The sequence below is a fragment of the Mycobacterium kyogaense genome, from assembly GCF_036946525.1.
Lineage (GTDB): Bacteria > Actinomycetota > Actinomycetes > Mycobacteriales > Mycobacteriaceae > Mycobacterium > Mycobacterium kyogaense_A.
Genome location: NZ_JAQIIY010000047.1, coordinates 1 through 19,566, shown reverse-complemented (window position 1 = coordinate 19,566; position 19,566 = coordinate 1). Strand labels below are relative to the sequence as shown.

Sequence of the window (19,566 nt, the reverse complement as noted above, 5' to 3'; positions counted from 1 at the left end):
CGCTCGCTGCTGGCCGCGCTGCCGGAAGGGGTGGCCGCCGGTGACTACACGACCGCAGCGGAGGACAAGCCCGCGGTGGCGATGACCTCCGCGGGTGCGCGCGATGCCGGCGCCGACGTCTCGGCATTGGCCCGGCGATGCCCCGCCGATCTCACGGTCGGCGCCGTCGGCGGCACGTCGTGGCCGACGGCGATCGGCACGTGCACTTTGCCGGGGGCACGCCAATTTGCCGATGCCGCAACGATGTTCGCGGCGCTGCAGGCCGGCGAGGTCCGCCTTGCGTGGACGTCGACGGCGGCCGCGGGGTGTGCCGTCGGACATTGTCGTGCTGTCGGACAAGACGTCACTGATCCGGGCCGAGAACCTGGTGCCGCTGTACCGGCGCAACGTGCTGACCGAGTCGCAGGTGTTGGCGCTCAACGAGATCGCGGGCGTGCTGGACACCGGATCGCTGGCCGACATGCGGCGTGAGATCGCCGAGGGCGCCGAACCGGGTCGGGTGGCCGCGGGGTGGCTGGAGGCGCACCCCCTCGGTACCAGCAACTAGCGGTCGGTTCGGCGAGCGCGCGGGTTTGCACAGCAACACGCCGTAATTCTTGGCACCTAACGCACGCTCGCGCCCAGCGAGCGTGCAGTTAATGCCATGAACGTCGTCACCGATGATCGATTGCGGTGACCCGGATTTCAACGCGCATTCCGGGCGCTGCGAGGGTGCTCACGCCTGTCTCCGTCCAGATCGGTCCATGGTCGGGCATCCGTGAGCGCATCTGCTCGATCATCACGCTGTTGTGGGCGTCGAACCCAGCTGGATCGCTGACCACGTGATACGAGTTCACGTGCACGACATCCCGCCACGTTGCGCCTGCGGATTCCAGCGTGCGCTCGATGTTGTCGAATGCTCGCGCGATCTCGTCTTCCAGAAGGTCCGGGAAGTTCAGGTGATCATCCCAGCCGCCTTGTCCAGAGATCTCGACTCTGTCTCCGATACGGACGGCTTGGCTGTAATGCCTTTCGCTGCGCAGCATCTCGCCATAGCCTGGCGTGGCGAAGAACAGGACTGGGCGCTTGTTGACTTCAATCATGAAGTGAATGCTAGCCGATATCACTTCACGGGTAAACTCATTTCCTCGTACGAAGGGGTGGCGATGATGTCGAGTGGTGACCCGCGTTGGCTCGATGCGCAGGAGAAGGATGCGTGGACCAGTCTGATCTCGATCATCCTGCTCCTGCCCGGCAAGCTCGAGTCGCCGTTGCGGGAGGTCGATCTGACGCTGTTCGAATACTTGACGTTGAGTCACCTTTCGGAAGCGCCAGATCGTCGTATCCGGATGAGCGAGTTGGCATATCTGGCGAACGGATCGCTGTCGCGGTTGTCCAATGTCGTCAAGCGTTTCGAACAACGCGGCTGGGTCACCCGCTCGCCGGATCCCGAGGATGGCCGCTACACCCTCGCCGAGCTCACCGAGGCGGGCCACCGCCTCGTCGTTGACGCGGCACCCATTCATGTGCGCTCGGTGCGCGAAACGGTTCTCGACCGCCTCACCGCGTCGGACATGCGAGCGCTCACGCGGATAGCCGCGAAGCTGAACGTGGTCGAGGGTCCTGGCGGATCGAAGGGGGGCACGCTTCGCCCCGGGCCGTGAGCGCGCCTTGACCGCCCTGTCACTTAGTGACACACTCGACCGTGACACTAAGTGACAGGAGCGATGACGGTGACGACCTCACTCCCATCGGGAGCGGCCAATGACAGGCAGGCTCGCGCCCGACTCGAGGTGTCCCGGCACGCGTGCGCTCTGTTCTGGGAGCGTGGAGTGTCGGCCACCAGTGGTGACGACATCGCCGCCGCCGCAGGACTATCGACACGGACGATCTGGCGGTATTTCCGGTCCAAGGAGAGCTGCGTGGAGCCCGTGCTGGCGCTGTCGGCACAACGCTTCATCGATCTGGCCCGCCGGTGGCCTCCCGAACTGTCGTTGGCCGACCACATGGCGGCCACTTACGTCGAGAACCCCCTGAGTCCGCAAGACATCGCCGACGAGATCAGTGCCCTTCGCATCACGACTCTGTCGCTCACCGAGCCGGCGTTGCGGACGGCCTATCTGATCGTGCACGACGAGATGGAGCATGCCTTCGTCCCGATCATCGCCGAGCGGCTCGGCCTCGCCGACAACGACGTGACCGCCCGGCTCTTCGCGGCAGCAGTCACCGCGGCGTTCCGGGTCATCGACGAGGACGTCGGCTACCGGGCGATCGTCGAGAAGGAGAAGATCACCCAACAGCAAGCCCTGGCGATGATCGACCGAGCGATCAGAGACGCCACCAACGGTCAGTTGGGCGGACCTGTGCCGCACTGATCGCGAACAAAACCGTTCTGCCACAACCATAGTGATCCGTCGAGCAAGCGTCATCTCGACGGAGTGACCTCGTGCGTCCATATGAAGGAGACACCATGACCGCCCCTGATCTGATTCCCGTCGCCGACCTGTTCAGCCCACCCACCCGGGCCGCCGCGACCATCTCGCCCGATGGCACCAGAATCGCGTTCCTCGCGCCGTGGAAGAACCGCTTGAACGTCTGGGTCGAGAATCTGGATGCCGACTCCGCGGGCCCACGCTGCGTGACTGCCGACGACAACCGCAGCGTCCTGCACTTCGAATGGACCGACGATCCCCGCTGGCTGATCTACCTGCAGGACAGGGACGGTGACGAGAACTGGCACATCCACCGCGTCGATCTCGACGACCCTGACTCGTCCGCGGTCGACCTGACGCCGTATCCGGGCGTGATGGCCGTTCCGATCCGCGAGGTCAAGGGCGGCACGGTGACGGTGATGATCAACAACCGGGAACTGACGCTGCTCGACGCCTACGAACTCGACATCGCCACAGGCGAACTCACGCTCCTCGCGGAGAACCCGGGTCACGTGAACGGCTGGCTCGCCAATGACCGCGGCGATCTGCTCGCCACCTCCTTGACCGCGGACGGCGAGCTGGAGCTCTCACGTTGGGACGGAGGCACTCTCGACCGCATCGCGACCTTCGACGGCAGCGACTATCCGGTCGGCATCCACCCGATGGCCATCACGCCCGACGGCGCGGGTGTGTGGATGGGATCGAATCGCGACACCGACCGCACGCGTCTCGTCCGGGTCGACCTCGCGACCGGCGCCGAGACCGAGGTCGACAGCCACCCCGAGTACGACCTCGATCCGCGGGCCGCGGTCAGTCCGATCCTGCCGGGCCCGCTCATCTGTGATCGGCGTACCGGGGATCTGCTCGCTGTGCGGTATTACGCGCAGCGACAGGTAATTCACGCGATCGACCCCCATTTCGCCGAGGTGCTCGCCAATCTGGAGAAGCTCTCTGACGGCGATCTCGGACGATTGTCGTCGGACGAGGACGGCCAGCGCTGGGTGGTCAGTTTCAATCACGACCGCGACCCGGGCGCCACCTACCTGTACGACCACCGCACCGGCCAGAGCAGACTGCTGTTCCGCCCGCTACCGCACCTCGAGCCGGCGAAACTGGCCCCGATGCAGCCGGTCACGTTCAATGCCCGCGATGGTCTGACACTCCACGGCTACCTGACAGTGCCCGTCGGTGTCGATCCGCGAGAATTGCCCCTGGTGCTGGCCGTTCACGGCGGACCCTGGTATCGGGATTCCTGGGGCTTCGACGCCGGCGTCCAGCTGCTGGCTAATCGCGGATATGCGGTGCTGCAGATCAACTTTCGCGGATCGACGGGCTACGGCAAGGCTTTCCTGAAAGCTGCCGTCGGCGAACTCGCCGGGAAAATGCACGACGATTTGATCGACGGCGTCACCTGGGCCGTCGAGCAGGGTTACGCGGACCCCGACCGGGTCGCGATCTTCGGCGGCTCCTACGGCGGATACGCCGCACTCGTCGGAATCACCTTCACCCCAGATGTTTTCGCCGCAGCGATCGACTACGTCGGCATCTCGGATCTCGCGAACTTCATGCGGACCCTGCCGCCCATCGCCCGTCCGCACCTGGTGAACAACTGGCATGCCTACGTGGGTGACCCCGACGACCCCGAGCAGCTCGCCGACATGATGGCGCGCTCGCCGATCAGCAAGGTCGATCAGGTACGCACCCCGCTGCTGGTCATCCAGGGCGCCAACGACGTTCGCGTGGTCCAAGCGGAGTCCGACAACCTGGTCGACGCGCTGCGCGCTCGCGATGTCGATGTCGATTACCTGATCCAGTCCACGGAAGGCCACGGCGCCATCAACCCGGAAGCCACGATCGAGATGTACGAGAAGGTCGTGGACTTCTTGGCCAAGCACCTGGGGGGCCGAACGTGAGTGCCCAGGAATCCGATGTGACTCCGACCCTGCTCGCCCGCATGGGCGGTTGGTCGGGGATGCTCTATGCGAGTCTGCCCACCGTTGTGTTCGCCGCGGTCGACGCCGCAGCCCCGCTTCACATCGCGGTCATGCTCGGAGTCGGTGCGGCCGCGGGGGTCGCAGCACTGCGGCTGGCTCGGCGCGAGCCGCTGACCCCCGCCTTCTCCGGTCTGTTCGGCGTGGCGGTCGGTGCGCTCATCGCCTTCTGGACCGGCGACGCGCGCGATTACTTTGTGGTCGGCATCTGGGCGAGTGCCCTTCTCGCCGTGGCCTTCTCGGCCTCGATCATCATTCGGCGACCCCTCGTGGGCGTCGTCTGGAGTGCCCTCACGGGCAGCGGACAGGCGTGGCGCACCCATCGGAGCACACGCCTGCGGTACGACATCGCCACGGCCGCTGTGGCCGTGGTGTTCACCGCCCGCTTCATCGTGCAGTTCTGGCTGTACGGCGAGCATTCGGTGGCCTGGCTGGCTGTCGCCCGCATCGCGATGGGCTACCCGTTGACCGCGCTCGCCCTGCTCGTCGTCGTGTGGGCCATCCGCGGTTCCCGACGGACTACTTCGTCAACCGCGACACCACACGCGGGAACAGGCCCTGATAGCCCGCTCCGACGAATCGGATGACGTACTCGAACATCCGCGCGTCGTTGCCCACCAGGATGCGGGCCTTGTTCTTGCGCACGCCCGTCGAGGATGATCTGCGCGGCCCGCTCGGGGGTCGTGTTGGCGAGCTTCTTGTCGAACGTCTTGGCCAGAGCCTCGGCGTCCAGGCCTTCGGCGGCGGTGGCATTGCGGGCGATCGCGGTCTTGATGCCGCCGGGATGCACGCAGCTCACCTTCACCGGGTGGCCGGCCAGCGCCATCTCCTGGCGCAGCGCCTCGGTGAACCCGCGGACGGCGAACTTCGCCGCGTTGTAGGCGGCCTGTCCGGGCACCGAGAACAGTCCGAACACGCTCGAGACGTTGACGACGTGGCCGTCGCCGGAGGCGATCAGGTGCGGCAGGAAAGCCTTGGTGCCGTTGACCACTCCCCAGTAGTCGACGTCCATCACCCGTTCCATGTCCTTGAACTGGCTGATCTCGATGTCGCCGGTGAACGCGATGCCCGCGTTGTTGTAGATCTGGTTGACCTTGCCGAAGTGCTCGGCGACGCTGTCGGCGTAGAGCTGGAAGTTCTCGCGCTCGGTGACGTTGAGGCGGTCGGTCTTCACCGGCGCGCCGATGGCCTTGAGGCGCTCCTCGGTGGCGGCCAGGCCCTCGGTGTCGACATCGCTGATCGCCACGCTGGCGCCGGAGCGGCCGAGCTCGATGGCCAGCGCCTGACCGATGCCTGAGCCGGCGCCGGTCACGACGGCCACCTTTCCGGCGAAGCCCTGCATATCCACTCCCTCGAGTTGTTGGACGGGTGCTGAGTGACCCCGAGCCTAACCGGTACCCGCGGTCCCGCGTATGTCAGGCGGGTGTCGGACGCGAAGGGCCGGTGAGCACCGCGTGCTCACCGGCCCCCGCGGCCATGGTGGCTAGACGGCCGCGCCGTCGGTTCGGGAGCGGCTGATTGCGTCTCTAGACTCCCGGACTGCCGTCGTTACCCGAATCGCCCTGGGCTCCTTTGGCGCCCGCGTTACCGCTTTTGCCGTTCGCGCCTGTGGACCCGAGGAGGCCGCCGCGTCCGCCGGACCCGCCCTTGTTGCCGGCGCCTCCGGTTCCGCCGGCACCACCGGCGCCGCCCTTGCCCCCGGCGCCAGGCGTATCGGTGCCGTTGCCGCCGTTTCCGCCGTCGCCACCGCGAGCTCCCTTGCCGCCCGTGCCGCCGTCGCCACCGTCGCCGCCCTTACCCCCGTTGCCGCTGATTGCGCCGCCTTTACCTCCGGAGCCACCGACACCGCCGGTAGCGCCCGAGCCGCCGATAGCGCCCTCGCCGCCTTGGCCGCCATTGCCCCCGAACGTGGCGAAGCCGAGTCCGCCCCCTCTGTTGAAGCCGGCGTTTCCGCCGTCACCGCCTCGTGCGCCGGTTCCGCCGAGACCACCGTCTCCGCCGCTACCGGCGGCTCCGATCGAACTGGTCTCGGCGTCGCCACCGCGGCCGCCGTTGCCTCCGGGGGCTCCCGCGCCGCCGACGCCCCCTTGGCCGCCGTCACCACCGATCACCCCGCTCGACGTGGCGATTCCACCGGCGTTGCCGCCGTCACCGCCGGCACCGCCGGGTTGACCAGGGACACCGTTCTGCCCGGGTCCGCCGTTTCCGCCGTACGCAACGATGCCCGTGGAGCCGTCGGTGTCCGTGCCGTCCGCGCCTTTCGCGGCAGGAGGTAGCAGGGTCGTGGGAATGGGGTTGACGCCGGCAGCTCCGGTGGCGCCCACACCGCCCTTGCCGCCCGCTCCGCCGTTGCCGAACAGTCGGGCGTCGCCGCCGTTGCCGCCGTCTGCGCCGATCCCGCCGGCGCCGCCGTCTCCACCGTCGCCGCCCCACAGGCCGCCGCGGCCGCCGTTGCCGCCGGCCTGCCCGGGTGCGCCGTCGCCGCCCTTGCCGCCGTTGCCGAACAGCAGACCGCCATCGCCACCGTTCTCACCGACGGCACCGTCGATGCCGTTGCCGATCAGCCAGCCGCCCGGCCCGACCATCGGCCGCAGCTCGACCCGGCCGTTCGGGGTCGCGGCGGCGACGAACGTCGCGGTGCGGTCGCTGCGGTGGTGGCGCACGACGCCCGACGTGGCTGTCACCTGGGTCGACGACGGAGTCGTCGTCGGGAGGATGCGGACCCTGCTCGACGGCGTGGTCAACCGAAGGAACGCCTGCGCGTCGGCCTCGGAGAACAGCGTGGGCGCAGCCGGGGCCGCGGCCGTGAAGGCGGGTCCCGATGGCTCCGAGCTCTGGACGTAGGCGGCGAGAAGAGGCGAGGCGACCGGTGCCTGAGGCGCAGGCGCCGCGTGGTGGGCTGCTGCGGCGGGCCGCGGCGTCTGGGTGTGGATCGCGTCGATACCGGCGGTCAAGCCGGCGCTGACGGCCATGGCGCTGATCGTCAGCGCAGCGGCGATAGTGGTGGACGAGGGATGACGAGAGGGAGATGACATGGGGCCCCGATTCGCTGGATGTGTACTTGCCTAGCGAATCGTCGGCGCCCAGGTGGGGCGCCGACAGCGTAGTGCGCTACCCGCATGCCCGGCTGTCGCCGGCCGGTACCTGCGTAGCGTCGGCAGTAATACCTGGGGCGTCCGCTGCGACAATCAAAGCGTGACGTCTCGCTACACCGCCCTCGCCGTACTGGGCGCTGCCCTCGCCATCGCCGCGCCGGCCACCGCGACCGTGGCCGCCGCACCAGCCCAGGCCGATACCGGCGTCGACGTGTTCCTGTCGGCGCTGGACCACTACCGGCTGGGAGACATCGACCCGGCCACCGCGGTCCGCGTGGGTGAGCAGGTGTGCCCGATGCTCTCGGAGCCGGGGGCAGAACATGGCGAACGTCGCAGCCAAGGTCGCCGACGAACTGGGCCGGCCGCTGGGATCGGCGACGATGTTCACCGGTCTGGCGATTCAGATCATGTGCCCGCGGGCCGTCAGCGCGCTCACCGACGGGGTGCCGTTCTCGTTCATGCGGTGAGCGCTCGACGGCCGCGACCCGCGCGCAGAGTGCACGCGGTTCGCGGCGCGTCGGCGTACAGACACGCGCGCTCGCCGGACCGAAGCTAGCCGAACGCTTCGTCGATGATTTCCTGCTGCTCGACGGCGTGCACCTTCGACGAGCCCGACGACGGTGCCGACATGGCCCGCCGCGAAATCCGCTTGATCCCGGCCAGGTGGTCGGGCAGCAGTTCGGGCAGCGTCAGCCCCATCGTCGGCCACGCACCCTGGTTGGCCGGCTCCTCCTGCACCCAGAACTTCTCCTTGGCGTTCGGGTAGCGGTCCAGCGTCTCGGCCAGCCGGCGCCGAGGCAGCGGCGCCAGCTGCTCCACGCGCACGATCGCGACGTCCTCGCGCTTGTCCTTGGTCTTGCGCGCCGCCAGCTCGTAGTAGAGCTTGCCGCTGGTCAGCAGGATGCGCGTGACCTTCGACCGGTCGCCGTCGCCCTCGTCGTAGGTGGGCTCCTCGAGCACCGAGCGGAACTTCTGCTCGGTGAACTCCTTGAGATCGCTCACCGCCGCCTTGTTGCGCAGCATCGACTTCGGCGTGGCCACGATCAGCGGCCGGTGGATGCCGTCGAGGCCGTGGCGGCGCAGCAGGTGGAAGTAGTTCGCCGGCGTCGACGGCATCGCGATCGTCATTGAGCCCTCGGCCCACAGCAGCAGGAACCGCTCGATGCGGGCCGACGTGTGGTCGGGACCTTGGCCCTCGTGGCCGTGCGGCAGCAGCAGCACGACGTCGGAGAGTTGGCCCCACTTGGCCTCGCCCGAGCTGATGAACTCGTCGATGATCGACTGCGCCCCGTTGACGAAGTCGCCGAACTGGGCCTCCCACAGCACCAGCGCGTCGGGGTTGCCCACCGAGTAGCCGTACTCGAAGCCGACCGCGGCGTACTCCGAGAGCGCCGAGTCGTAGACCATGAACCGGCCGCCGGTCGGGTTGCCGTCGGAGTCGACGGTCAGCAGGTCCAGCGGGGTGAACTCCTTGCCCGTCTTGCGGTCGATGATCACCGAGTGCCGCTGGGTGAACGTGCCGCGACGGGTGTCCTGGCCGGTCATGCGAATCGTCTTGCCCTCGGCCAGGAACGTGCCCAGCGCCATCAGCTCGGCGAACGCCCAGTCGACCTTGCCCTCGTAGGCCATCTCGCGGCGCTTCTCCAACACCGGCTTGACGCGCGGGTGCACGTTGAAATCCTCGCCGAAGGCCAGGTGCGCGTCGCCGATCCGCTGCAGCAGCGACTTGTCGACCGCGGTCTTCATACCCGCAGGCACCATCTGGTCGGATTCCACCGAGTGGCTGGGTTCGACAGCGTGCTTCTCGAGTTCGCGGACCTCGTTGAAGACCCGTTCGAGTTGGCCCTGGTAATCGCGCAGCGCGTCCTCGGCCTCTTTCATCGAGATGTCGCCGCGGCCGATCAGCGCCTCGGTGTAGGTCTTGCGGACTCCGCGCTTGGTGTCGATGACGTCGTACATGTTGGGCTGTGTCATCGACGGGTCGTCGCCCTCGTTGTGCCCGCGGCGGCGGTAGCACAGCATGTCGATGACGACGTCCTTCTTGAACTTCTGCCGGAAGTCCATGGCCAGCTTGGCAACCCACACCGCGGCCTCGGGGTCGTCGCCGTTGACGTGGAAGATCGGGGCGCCGATCATCTTCGCCACGTCGGTGCAGTACTCCGACGACCGTGAGTCGAACGGCGATGTGGTGAAACCGATCTGGTTGTTGACGATGATGTGGATCGTGCCGCCGGTGCGGTACCCGCGCAGCAGCGCCAGGTTCAGCGTCTCGGCGACCACGCCCTGCCCGGCGAACGCGGCGTCACCGTGCAGCATCATCGGCACGACGGTGAAGTCGTTGCTGCCGTTGGTCTCTTCGCCGGTGTCGAGCATGTCCTGCTTGGCGCGCACGATGCCCTCGAGCACCGGGTCGACGGCCTCGAGGTGGCTGGGGTTGGCGACCAGCGAGACCGCGATGTCGTTGTCGCCGAACATCTGGATGTAGGTGCCGGTGGCGCCCAGGTGGTACTTGACGTCGCCGGAGCCGTGCGCCTGCGACGGGTTCAGGTTGCCCTCGAACTCGGTGAAGATCTGGCTGTACGGCTTGCCGACGATGTTGGCGAGCACATTGAGCCGGCCGCGGTGGGGCATGCCGATGACGACCTCGTGCAGGCCGTGTTCGGCGGCCTGGTCGATCGCGGCGTCCATCATCGGGATGACGGTCTCCGCGCCCTCGAGTGAGAAGCGTTTCTGCCCAACGTATTTGGTCTGCAGGAACGTCTCGAAGGCTTCGGCTGCGTTGAGCTTGGAGAGGATGTACTTCTGCTCTGCGACCGTCGGCTTCTCGTGCTTGATCTCGATGCGGTCCTGCAGCCACTGCTGCTGCTCGGGTTCGAGGATGTGCGTGTACTCGACGCCGACGTGGCGGCAGTACGCGTCGCGCAGCAGGCCGAGGACGTCGCGCAGCTTCTTGTGCGTCTGACCGGCGAACCCGTTGACCTTGAACTCGCGGTCGAGATCCCACAGCGTCAACCCGTGGGTGTTGACGTCGAGGTCGGGGTGGCTGCGGAAGCGGGTGTTGTCCAGGCGCAGCGGGTCGATGTCGGCCATCAGGTGGCCGCGATTGCGGTAGGCCGCGATCAGTTCGATGACGCGGGCGTTCTTGTCCTCGATCGAGTCCGGGTTGTCGATGCGCCAGCGCACCGGCTCATACGGGATGCCGAGCTCGCGGAAGATCTCGTCGTAGAACTCGTCGTCGAGCAGCAGCTGATGGATCGTGCGCAGGAAGTCACCGGACTCCGCACCCTGGATGATGCGGTGGTCGTAGGTGGAGGTGAGCGTCATGAGCTTGCCGACGCCGACTTCGTTGATGCGTTCGGAGCTGGCGCCCTGGAACTCGGCCGGGTACTCCATCGCGCCGGCGCCGACGATCGCGCCCTGGCCCTGCATGAGCCGCGGCACGGAGTGCACGGTGCCGATGGTGCCCGGGTTGGTGAGCGAAATCGTCACGCCGGCAAAGTCTTCGGCGGTCAGCTTGCCGTCGCGCGCGCGGCGCACGATGTCCTCGTAGGCGGCGATGAACTGACCGAAGCTCATCGCATCGCAGTTCTTGATCGATGCGACGACCAGTTGCCGGCCCCCGTTCTTGCCCACCAGGTCGATGGCCAGGCCCAGGTTGGTGTGCGCGGGGGTGACTGCGGTGGGCTTCCCGTCGACCTCGGCGAAGTGCCGGTTCATGTTCGGGAACTTCTTGACCGCCTGCACGATCGCGTAGCCGAGCAGGTGGGTGAACGAGATCTTGCCGCCGCGAGTGCGTTTGAGGTGGTTGTTGATGACGATGCGGTTGTCGATCATCGCCTTGGCCGGGATGGCCCGCACGCTGGTGGCGGTCGGCACTTCCAGCGACGCCGACATGTTCTTGACCACGGCCGCGGCAGCGCCGCGCAGCACCTGCGTCTCGTCGCCGCCATCGTCCTTGGCTCCTGAGGCGGCCGCTGGAGCCTTGGGCGCCGGCGCTTTCTTCTCCGGCGCCCTCTCGGGGGTTTTGGCTGCCGGTTCCTTCTTGGCAGGAGCCTTCTCGGCGGGCTTTTCGGCGGGTTTGTCCTTGGGCGGGGCCGGCTTCGCCGGGGCGGCGCCGTTGGCCTTCGGCGGCGGCGCCTTGGCGGGTTCGGGCGGGCTCATCGGACCCGACGAACGCGCCGACGAACCGTTTGCGCGCGCCGGGGCACTGGCGGTGGCGTCGGTGGTGGGCTCGGGGGAGTAGTCGACGAGGAACTCGTGCCAACTCGGGTCCACCGACGAGGGATCCTCGCGGAATTTGCGGTACATCTCTTCGACCAACCACTCGTTCTGACCGAATGGTGAAGGTGAATTCACGGCTGCTGTTCGCCTCAATTCTTCGTTTCCGGCCAGTGCTCCGCGGCAGCCGGCCACCCCTTAATGAACCCGGTGTGCGGTCACCCGCAATTCCGCCGCATCAAGGCTAGCGCTTCAGCGACCGGGGGGACCAGGCAACGTGTGTATGGGTCGTTGTGGTCATTCTGAACACGTCAGCGAACACACGTGTGCCGCCTCAGGAGGGCGGTGCAGGCAGCAGATGCAGCTGCGACGGCCAGCGCGGCGGGGGAGTGCCGAAGGCGTCGCGGGCGTTCTGGACGATCTTCTTCGCCATCATCCGGTTGCCGACACCACCGACGACGGCGCCGATGCCGACGGGCAGCATCTTGCCGAACATCATCGCGCCCCGCTTGAGGGTGTAGCGCTTGACGAAGTACTTCAGCAGCCGGTTGTTCAGCTGCGACACGGCGGGCAGCGGCAGGGCCGCGGCTCCGTCGGACAGCCAACCCCCGCTGGTGCGCCCGCGACCGAGCAGGTCGGCGATCGCGCCCTTGCTGTCGTCGCCGACGAGCACGGCCAGAACGAGCGCGCGCCGCCGCTCGCGCTCCTCGGCGGGAACGCCGTGCACTTCGGCGACCGCCAGCACGAACACCGCGGTGGCCTCCAGGAACACCACGGTCTCCCCGGCCACCGCGGACATCGCGACCAGAGTGCCGATGCCGGGGAAGGCGGCCGCGGAGCCGACTGCCGCGCCGCTGGCCATCACCGCGGCCATGTAGTGCTTCTCCAGCTTGGTGATGATCTCGGCGGGGCTCGCCCCCGGGTTGCTCTCCCGCAGTCGGCCGACGTAGGCGCGCACCGCCGGTCCCTGGACCCGCGCGCCGCGCTCGATGATCTGACTCAGCGCCTTGGCGGCAGCGCTGGGGTCGTCCTCGTGTACCGCGGGCTCTTTGCTCTTCGCCCGTAACCATGCACTCATCGAACGGCCTCTCGTCGAGTGGACTTGTTCCCAGGTTAAGCCCTGTTGACACCCAGAAAACGAATGACGACTCGGCGAGGGTGCCGGAAGGTGACGGCGGTCACTGTTCGCCGTGAGGGGAAGGATTTATTGGGAAGCGACGCTAACCATGTGCATGGCAGTATCCCCTGATGTGGACCTGACGCCGCTCGACACCACCCGTGGAGTGGCTCCCGAACCGGCCACCGATGTCGCGACAGCTCCCGGCCGCCTGCGCATGATCGTCGTGCTGGGCCTGCTGGTCGCACTCGGTCCGCTGACCATCGACATGTACCTGCCGGCGCTCCCCAGCATCGCCGACGAGCTGACCGTCTCCTCGTCGGTGGCGCAGCTGACGCTGACGGGCACACTGGCCGGCCTTGCGCTGGGCCAGCTGATCATCGGCCCGCTTTCGGATTCGCTCGGCCGCCGCAAGCCGCTGATCGCCGGGATCGTGCTGCACATGTTGGCGTCACTGCTGTGCCTGTTCGCCCCCAACATCGCGGTCCTGGGCATCGCCCGCGGTCTGCAGGGGGTGGGAGCCGCCGCAGGCATGGTGGTCGCGCTCGCCGTGGTGGGCGATCTGTACAAGGACAACGTCGCCGCGACCGTGATGTCGCGGCTGATGCTGGTCCTCGGTGTGGCGCCGGTGCTCGCGCCGTCGTTGGGTGCGGCTGTGCTGCTCCACGCGTCCTGGCACTGGGTGTTCGCCGCTCTGGTCGTCATCGCGGCCGCGCTGCTGGTGATGGCCGTGCTGGCTCTTCCCGAGACGCTGCCGGTGGCGCACCGGCGGCCCCTGAGAGTCGGCGGTATCGCCCGTACCTACGTCGAACTGCTGCGCGACACCCGCTTCGTGATCCTGGTCGTGGTGGCCGCACTGGGCATGTCCGGTCTCTTCGCCTACATCGCGGGTGCCTCGTTCGTCCTGCAGGGTCGCTACGGCATCGACCAGACGGCGTTCGCGCTGGTGTTCGGGGCGGGTGCGATCGCGCTGATCGGGTCGACCCAGTTCAACGTCGTGCTGCTGCGCCGGTTCTCCCCGCAGCAGATCATGGTGTGGGCGCTGACCGCGGCGTCGGTGTTCGGTGTGGTGTTCGTCGCGCTGGCGGCGGCGCACGTGGGCGGGCTGGTCGGCTTCGTCGTGCCGGTGTGGGCGATCCTGGCGGCGATGGGTTTGGTGATCCCGAACGCACCCGCGGTGGCGCTCACCCGGCATCCGGATGCCTCGGGCACAGCCGCCGCGCTGCTCGGCGCCTTCCAGTTCGGCCTGGGCGCTGCCGTTGCGCCCCTGGTCGGTGTGCTCGGCAACGACGAATTGGCGATGGCCGGGGTGATGGCCACCGGGGTGGTGGTCGCTCTGGTCGCGCTGTTGTCGACCGGTGCGCACCGGGCGCCCGCGCCCGACTTGTCGTGACACGTGCCGATCCGTAGCGTCGGCGCGAACCGTTTCCACACCTGAGATGGCTGAATGTCTTCCACCATGCTCGATTTCGTGACGCCACGCTCGCGAGCGGCCAACCCCTGGCACGCGCTCTGGGCGCTCCTCGTGGGCTTCTTCATGATCCTGGTCGACGCGACGATCGTCGCCGTCGCCAATCCCGCGATCATGTCGGCCCTCGGTGTCGGATACGACGCCGTGATCTGGGTCACCAGCGCCTACCTGTTGGCGTACGCGGTGCCGCTGCTCGTGTCCGGTCGCCTCGGTGATCGGTACGGGCCGCGCAACGTCTACCTGGTGGGCCTGTCGGTGTTCACGCTGGCCTCGCTGTGGTGTGGGCTGGCCGACACCATCGGGATGCTCATCGCGGCTCGGGTCCTTCAGGGTGTGGGTGCTGCGCTGCTGACTCCGCAGACCCTGTCGGTGATCACCCGGACGTTCCCCGCCGAGCGGCGAGGTGTCGCGATGAGCGTGTGGGGCGCGACGGCGGGGGTGGCCACGCTGGTGGGTCCGCTGGCCGGTGGCGTGCTGGTCGATCACCTGGGCTGGCAATGGATCTTCTTCGTCAACGTGCCCGTGGGGGTGCTCGGTCTGGTGCTGGCGCTGCGGCTGGTGCCTGTGCTGCCCACGCAGAGCAAAGGCATCGACGTGCTGGGTGTGGCGCTGTCGGCCGTGGGCCTGTTCCTGATCGTGTTCGGTCTGCAGGAGGGGCAGGCCCACGCCTGGGCGCCGTGGATCTGGGCGGCCATCGGGGTGGGGGTCGCGGTGATGGCCGTGTTCGTGATGTGGCAGTCGGTCACCCGTGGCGAGCCGCTGATCCCGCTGTCGATCTTCGGTGACCGTGATTTCTCGATGTCGAATCTCGGCATCGCGACGATGGGTTTCGTCGCGACGTCGATGATCCTGCCGCTGATGTTCTATGCGCAGGCGGTGTGCGGTCTGACGCCGACGCGCGCGGCGCTGCTGACCGCACCGATGGCGGTGGCGACGGGTGTGCTGGCGCCGATGGTCGGCAAGATCGTGGATCGCGCTCATCCCCGCCCGGTGATCGGGTTCGGGTTCTCGGTGCTGGCCATCGCGCTGACCTGGTTGTCGTTCGACATGACTCCGACGACGCCGATCTGGCGGCTGGTGGTGCCGCTGACGCTGATGGGCGTGGGAATGGCGTTCATCTGGTCGCCGCTGGCCGCGACGGCGACGCGCAACCTTCCTCCGCATGTGGCTGGTGCCGGCTCCGGGGTGTACAACACCACCCGCCAGGTCGGCTCGGTGCTGGGCAGTGCGGGCATGGCCGCGTTCCTGGCGTCCCGGTTGTCGGCGGAGATGCCGGGCGCGGCCGGTGGTGCGGGTGCGTCAGAGGGCGGCGTCGGGCAGCTTCCGGGCTTCCTGCACGCCCCGTTCTCGGCGGCGATGTCGCAGGCGATGCTGCTGCCGGCGTTCATCGCGCTCTTCGGCGTGGTCGCCGCTCTCTTCCTGACGGGCGGGGTGGCGCGGCGCCTGGCGCCGCCGGCCGATACCGAGACCCGCGCCGACACCGACCACGCCGACGATGACTGGGTCGACGACGACGACTACGTCGAGTACGTCGTCGACTGGGAGCCCCGCGAGCCCGACACCGACGTGCTGGAGCGGGTGACCGACAGCGGCGGCGGCCGGCACGCGCGGGGTTAGCCGCGCTCCATCAGCGCACCCAGCTGTGCGTTGGTCTTGGTCAGCGCCGTGGTCAGCGCGCTGAACGCGCGGTCACGCACCCGGACCTTCTCACCGAAATCGGGGAAGAGGTCGCGCAGCACGTTGAGCCGAGAGACCTTGAGCCAGTCCATCAATTCGGGATCCTGCAGCCATCTCGCCTGAGCGGTGTTGTCGGACAGTAGGATTCGCAACCAGTCCATCGGCCCATCGGGATGGGGGATGGGGGCGCACAGGTCGTTGCGGACGTCGTCGTCGCCGTAGGCGGCCTCCACGTGCGCGATGAACGCCGAACTGAACACCTGCTGGCACCCTCGCACGCTCTGCAGTGTCATCCGAGCCCCGTCGAACACCGGAACCGATGGCGGGCGCGGCAGTCCTTGCGTCGTGCAGTCCACGTACAGCGACGGGGCGGAGGTCTCGATCTCGCCGTCGCGCAACACGATTCGATCGTGTTCGGCGCGCTCGAGGTGACCGAGCCGCACCACGTCGTCGATCAGGCGCAGCTGTTCGAGCTCGCCCTCGGACACGATCGCGCAGTGGTACATCGTCGGGGTGATGGAAGGGTCGAGCCGGAACAGGGTCGCGTCGGCCTCGAGCCGGATCAGCAGATCGTCGACGGAGGTGGCCTCAGCGATCGCCGCCATCCGGGAGGCGATCGACTCCCTCATGGTCTTGACGAACTGGTCGCCCGGCTGGATGTTCGCCCGGTTCAGCAGCCACGAGTCGCGCGGCATGATCCACCGCAGCTTCTCGGGCGGAACGCCGGAGCGCATCAGCCACAGGCAGCAGTCCATGCCGGTCTTGCCGCCGCCGACGATCGTGTAGTGCTCGCGTCCCGCGGCGCGGCGGGGCAGGTCGTTGGGGGTGACGACGTCGATGCCGTCGGCCACCGAGAACGGCGCCGAACGCATGGACTGCACCACGGTCAGCAGATAGGTCGCGTCGACGACCCGGCGGCGCACCGTCACCTGATGCTCGGTCCCGTCGAGGGTGCGAAACCTGTTGTCGCCCAGGTAGTGCGAGGACGGGAAGTACGAGAGCCGGCCCGTGGGCAGCATCTGGTGGCGCATCACCTGGTCGTAGTAGGCGCACACCTGATGGCCGGTCGCCAGCTCGAAAAAGCCTTCGTTGGGGCCTGAGTCGTCGATCCAGTCCTCGTTGCCCAGCGCGAGGGAGTTCACGCCATAGTAGGCCGAGGGCTGGTGCAACCGCACGAACGGATACACCCAGTTCCAGTGCCCGCCGGGCTGGTGGTTCTCGTCGACGAGCACGATCGTGGCATCGGTTTCGGTGAGCATCGTGTCGACGAACGCCATCCCCATCGCGCCCGCGCCGATCACCAGGTAGTCGGCCTCGATGCTCGTCACCGCCGCCACGCTACGTGACGCCTCGCGTTCAGCTGAACAGCACCGCGGGGTTCAGATATCCGGTGGGGTCGAACGCCGCCTTGACCGCCCGCATCGCGGCGATGTCGGCGTCGGTGCGCGACATCGCGACGTAGTCGCGTTTGCGGGTGCCGACGCCGTGCTCGGAGCTGACGTTGCCGTCGTGGCGCGCGATCAGCGCCATCATCGCGGTGTAGAGGGCGTGCTCGGGCTCGCCGGTGAGCGCGCACCGCACGATGTTGAGGTGCAGGTTGCCTTCGCCGACATGCCCGAACAACACCGGGATCGCGTCGGGCGAGTGCTCGGCGATCAGCGCCACTGCGTCGGCCGCGAACGGGGTGATAGACGAGAGTGGCAGCGAGACATCGAATTTCAGCGGTGGACCGTAGATGCCGAGCACCTCGGCGACCGCCTCACGGACCTGCCAGAGCCGCTGCTGGGCGCTGGCGTCGACACCCACCGCGGGCTCGCCGCACAGGTCGGCGTCGTCCAGCGCGTCGGCCAGTCGTTCGGTGAGGTCGGAGTCGCCGGCCAACTCGATGAGCAACAACCAGTCACCCCCGACAGGGGCCGCGACGCCGACATGCTCGGCGGTGAGCGCGCTGGCCCGCGCGTCGATGAGCTCGAGCGCCGCGATGCCGTCGGCGTCCCGGAACACCCGCGCGGTCGCCAGCAGCGCGTCCAGATCGGTGAACCCGCACACCGCGGTCACGCGGTGGCGGGGCGTGGGGTGCAGCCGCAGGTCCAGGCCGGTGATGACGCCCAGCGTCCCTTCGGCGCCGACGAACAGCGACGCCAGGTCGTAGCCGGTGTTGTCGCTGCGCACCTGGCTGTGCCGGTGCACGATCGACCCGTCGGGCAGCACCACGTCCAGGCCCAGCACCTGTTCGCCCATGTTCCCGTAGCTGACGGTGCGCAGCCCGCCGGCGTTGGTCGACGCCATCCCGCCGACGGTCGCCGAATCGCGGGCGGCCAGGTCCACGCCGAAGATCAGGCCGGCGGCCGTCGCGGCCCGCTGCACCTCGGCCAGCGTCACTCCGGCACCGACGTGGACGCGTCGCTCCACGGTGTCGACCTCGTCGATCTCGCGCAGCCGCTCCGTCGACAACAGCACGTCGTCATGCTCGGGCACGGTGCCCGCCACCAGTGACGTCCGACCGCCCTGCACCGTCACGCTCACCCCCCGCGTCGCGGCATGCGGTCAGCACCGCGGCGACCTCGTCGGCGGAACCGGGCCGCACCAACACCGCGGCTCGGCCCCGGTAGCGCCCGGTGTAATCGGTGCTGCGGCCGCTCAGCACGTCGACGTCGGTGCTCACCTGCGAGGCGCCGACGATCGCCGCGAGCTGTTCGGTCAGCGCTTCGGTCATGGGCCCGGTGTATCACACGACGAGAGCGACAGGAACGCGCCCAATTCGACGAGGCGGTCGGGCGTGCCGGGCAGATACTCCGTGAGCTGCGGTGAGCGCACGATCACCGCCAGGTACTTCGCCCGGCTGACCGCGACGTTGAGCCGATTCCTGTTGAGCAGGAACGCGATTCCGCGAGGCACCTCGTCGATCGAGGACGCCGTCATCGACACGAACACCACCGGCGCCTGTTGACCCTGGAACTTGTCGACCGTGCCTACCCGGACGTCGGCGAGCCCGGCCGCGTCCAGGTGGCTGCGGACCTGCACGACCTGCGCGTTGTATGGGGTGACGACGAGCACGTCGTTCTGGTTGAGCGGGCGGGTGCCGTCCTCGTCGGTCCAGTCCACCCCGAGCAGGTCGCGGATCGCGGCGACGATCGCCGCGGCTTCCTCGGGGCTGTCGGTGACGTTGCCGTGATGCTCGACGGCCAGGGTCCGGATGCCGGGTGCGACGCCTGCGAGCCGGCGCGCGGCGGTCACCGGCTCGTGGGACTGGAGCCGGTTGTCGTAGGACAGGCGTGACACGCCGCGACACACCTGCGGGTGCATCCGGTAGGAGCAGTGCAGGAAGTAGCCGCGTTCGGGCGGCAGCGTGTGATGGCCGTCGACCAGCCACGCCAGCGCCGAGCCGTCGACCGGCTCCGGGTGGGTGCCCTGGCTGACCTGCGGCAGCTGCTGCGGATCGCCGAGCAGCAGGAGGTTGCGTGCCGAGCGGGCCACCGCGATCGTGTTGGCGAGGCTGAACTGACCGGCTTCCTCCACGACGAGCAGGTCCAGCGAGCCGGCGGGGACACGACGGTCGTTGGCGAAGTCCCATGCGGTACCGCCG

The 19,566-nt window shown here is 68.2% G+C and carries 14 protein-coding genes and 3 pseudogenes; 8 read left to right on the top strand and 9 right to left on the bottom strand.

Annotated elements, in window-relative coordinates:
* Positions 1-44: 44 nt before the first annotated feature.
* Positions 45-200, bottom strand: coding sequence for a hypothetical protein (locus tag PGN37_RS27060; RefSeq protein ID WP_335334031.1), 156 nt, complete (start codon positions 198-200; stop codon positions 45-47).
* 107 nt (positions 201-307) lie between these two features.
* Here PGN37_RS27060 and PGN37_RS27055 point away from each other — a divergent pair, with 107 nt between their 5' ends.
* Positions 308-547: a glycine betaine ABC transporter substrate-binding protein gene (locus tag PGN37_RS27055; RefSeq protein WP_335334030.1), complete on the top strand. Its 240-nt coding sequence runs from the start codon at positions 308-310 to the stop codon at positions 545-547.
* A 106-nt stretch (positions 548-653) separates the two neighbouring features.
* On the opposite strand, the gene PGN37_RS27050 is transcribed toward PGN37_RS27055, so the two are convergent.
* Positions 654-1,082 carry a Rid family hydrolase gene (locus PGN37_RS27050; protein WP_335334029.1) on the bottom strand — a complete coding sequence of 143 codons (429 nt, stop codon included), beginning with the start codon at positions 1,080-1,082 and terminating at the stop codon, positions 654-656.
* A 63-nt stretch (positions 1,083-1,145) separates the two neighbouring features.
* On the opposite strand from PGN37_RS27050, the gene PGN37_RS27045 reads away from it, so the two are divergent.
* The 4 genes from PGN37_RS27045 (at position 1,146) to PGN37_RS27030 (ending at position 4,989) form a co-directional block, all read left to right on the top strand.
* Entirely contained in the window at positions 1,146-1,643 is a 498-nt protein-coding gene (locus PGN37_RS27045) for a MarR family winged helix-turn-helix transcriptional regulator (protein ID WP_335334028.1), read from the top strand.
* Between the two features lie 69 nt (positions 1,644-1,712).
* On the top strand, positions 1,713-2,354 hold the full coding sequence (locus tag PGN37_RS27040; RefSeq protein WP_335334004.1) for a TetR/AcrR family transcriptional regulator: 642 nt from the start codon (positions 1,713-1,715) through the stop codon (positions 2,352-2,354).
* 95 nt (positions 2,355-2,449) lie between these two features.
* Positions 2,450-4,324 (top strand): S9 family peptidase, encoded by a 1,875-nt coding sequence (locus PGN37_RS27035; protein ID WP_335334027.1) that lies wholly within the window; start codon positions 2,450-2,452, stop codon positions 4,322-4,324.
* Positions 4,321-4,989: a DUF3159 domain-containing protein gene (locus PGN37_RS27030; RefSeq protein WP_335334026.1), complete on the top strand. Its 669-nt coding sequence runs from the start codon at positions 4,321-4,323 to the stop codon at positions 4,987-4,989. Before PGN37_RS27035 ends, PGN37_RS27030 begins: the two co-directional genes overlap by 4 nt.
* Here the strand turns inward: PGN37_RS27030 and PGN37_RS27025 are convergent.
* Together PGN37_RS27025 and PGN37_RS27020 are read right to left on the bottom strand one after the other, a co-directional pair.
* Positions 4,922-5,744: pseudogene (locus tag PGN37_RS27025) on the bottom strand (SDR family NAD(P)-dependent oxidoreductase). The gene PGN37_RS27030 and the pseudogene PGN37_RS27025 sit on opposite strands and share 68 nt — an antisense overlap.
* 184 nt (positions 5,745-5,928) lie before the next feature.
* Positions 5,929-7,374 (bottom strand): PGRS repeat-containing protein, encoded by a 1,446-nt coding sequence (locus tag PGN37_RS27020; RefSeq protein ID WP_335334025.1) that lies wholly within the window; start codon positions 7,372-7,374, stop codon positions 5,929-5,931.
* Positions 7,375-7,627: 253 nt separating this feature from the next.
* On the opposite strand from PGN37_RS27020, the pseudogene PGN37_RS27015 reads away from it, so the two are divergent.
* Positions 7,628-7,964 (top strand): annotated as a pseudogene (locus tag PGN37_RS27015) (DUF732 domain-containing protein).
* An 85-nt stretch (positions 7,965-8,049) separates the two neighbouring features.
* Here the strand turns inward: PGN37_RS27015 and PGN37_RS27010 are convergent.
* Together PGN37_RS27010 and PGN37_RS27005 are read right to left on the bottom strand one after the other, a co-directional pair.
* Entirely contained in the window at positions 8,050-11,805 is a 3,756-nt protein-coding gene (locus PGN37_RS27010) for a multifunctional oxoglutarate decarboxylase/oxoglutarate dehydrogenase thiamine pyrophosphate-binding subunit/dihydrolipoyllysine-residue succinyltransferase subunit (RefSeq protein ID WP_442933036.1), read from the bottom strand.
* A 244-nt stretch (positions 11,806-12,049) separates the two neighbouring features.
* The gene (locus tag PGN37_RS27005; RefSeq protein ID WP_335334023.1) at positions 12,050-12,793 is read right to left on the bottom strand and encodes a hypothetical protein; all 744 of its coding nucleotides are present in this window, start codon (positions 12,791-12,793) and stop codon (positions 12,050-12,052) included.
* Between the two features lie 154 nt (positions 12,794-12,947).
* On the opposite strand from PGN37_RS27005, the gene PGN37_RS27000 reads away from it, so the two are divergent.
* Entirely contained in the window at positions 12,948-14,225 is a 1,278-nt protein-coding gene (locus PGN37_RS27000; RefSeq protein WP_442933035.1) for a multidrug effflux MFS transporter, read from the top strand.
* Between the two features lie 66 nt (positions 14,226-14,291).
* Positions 14,292-15,920, top strand: a complete 1,629-nt coding sequence (locus tag PGN37_RS26995) for an MFS transporter (protein ID WP_442933037.1) — start codon at positions 14,292-14,294, stop codon at positions 15,918-15,920.
* Here the strand turns inward: PGN37_RS26995 and PGN37_RS26990 are convergent.
* The 3 genes and pseudogenes from PGN37_RS26990 to PGN37_RS26980 all read right to left on the bottom strand — a co-directional run.
* Positions 15,917-17,308, bottom strand: a complete 1,392-nt coding sequence (locus PGN37_RS26990) for an NAD(P)/FAD-dependent oxidoreductase (RefSeq protein ID WP_442933034.1) — start codon at positions 17,306-17,308, stop codon at positions 15,917-15,919. The two genes, PGN37_RS26995 and PGN37_RS26990, sit on opposite strands and share 4 nt — an antisense overlap.
* A gap of 28 nt (positions 17,309-17,336) precedes the next feature.
* Positions 17,337-18,696: pseudogene (locus PGN37_RS26985) on the bottom strand (FAD-binding oxidoreductase).
* A partial coding sequence (locus tag PGN37_RS26980; RefSeq protein WP_335334021.1) for a DEAD/DEAH box helicase occupies positions 18,693-19,566 on the bottom strand: 874 nt, incomplete at its 5' end. The gene PGN37_RS26980 and the pseudogene PGN37_RS26985, both read right to left, overlap by 4 nt.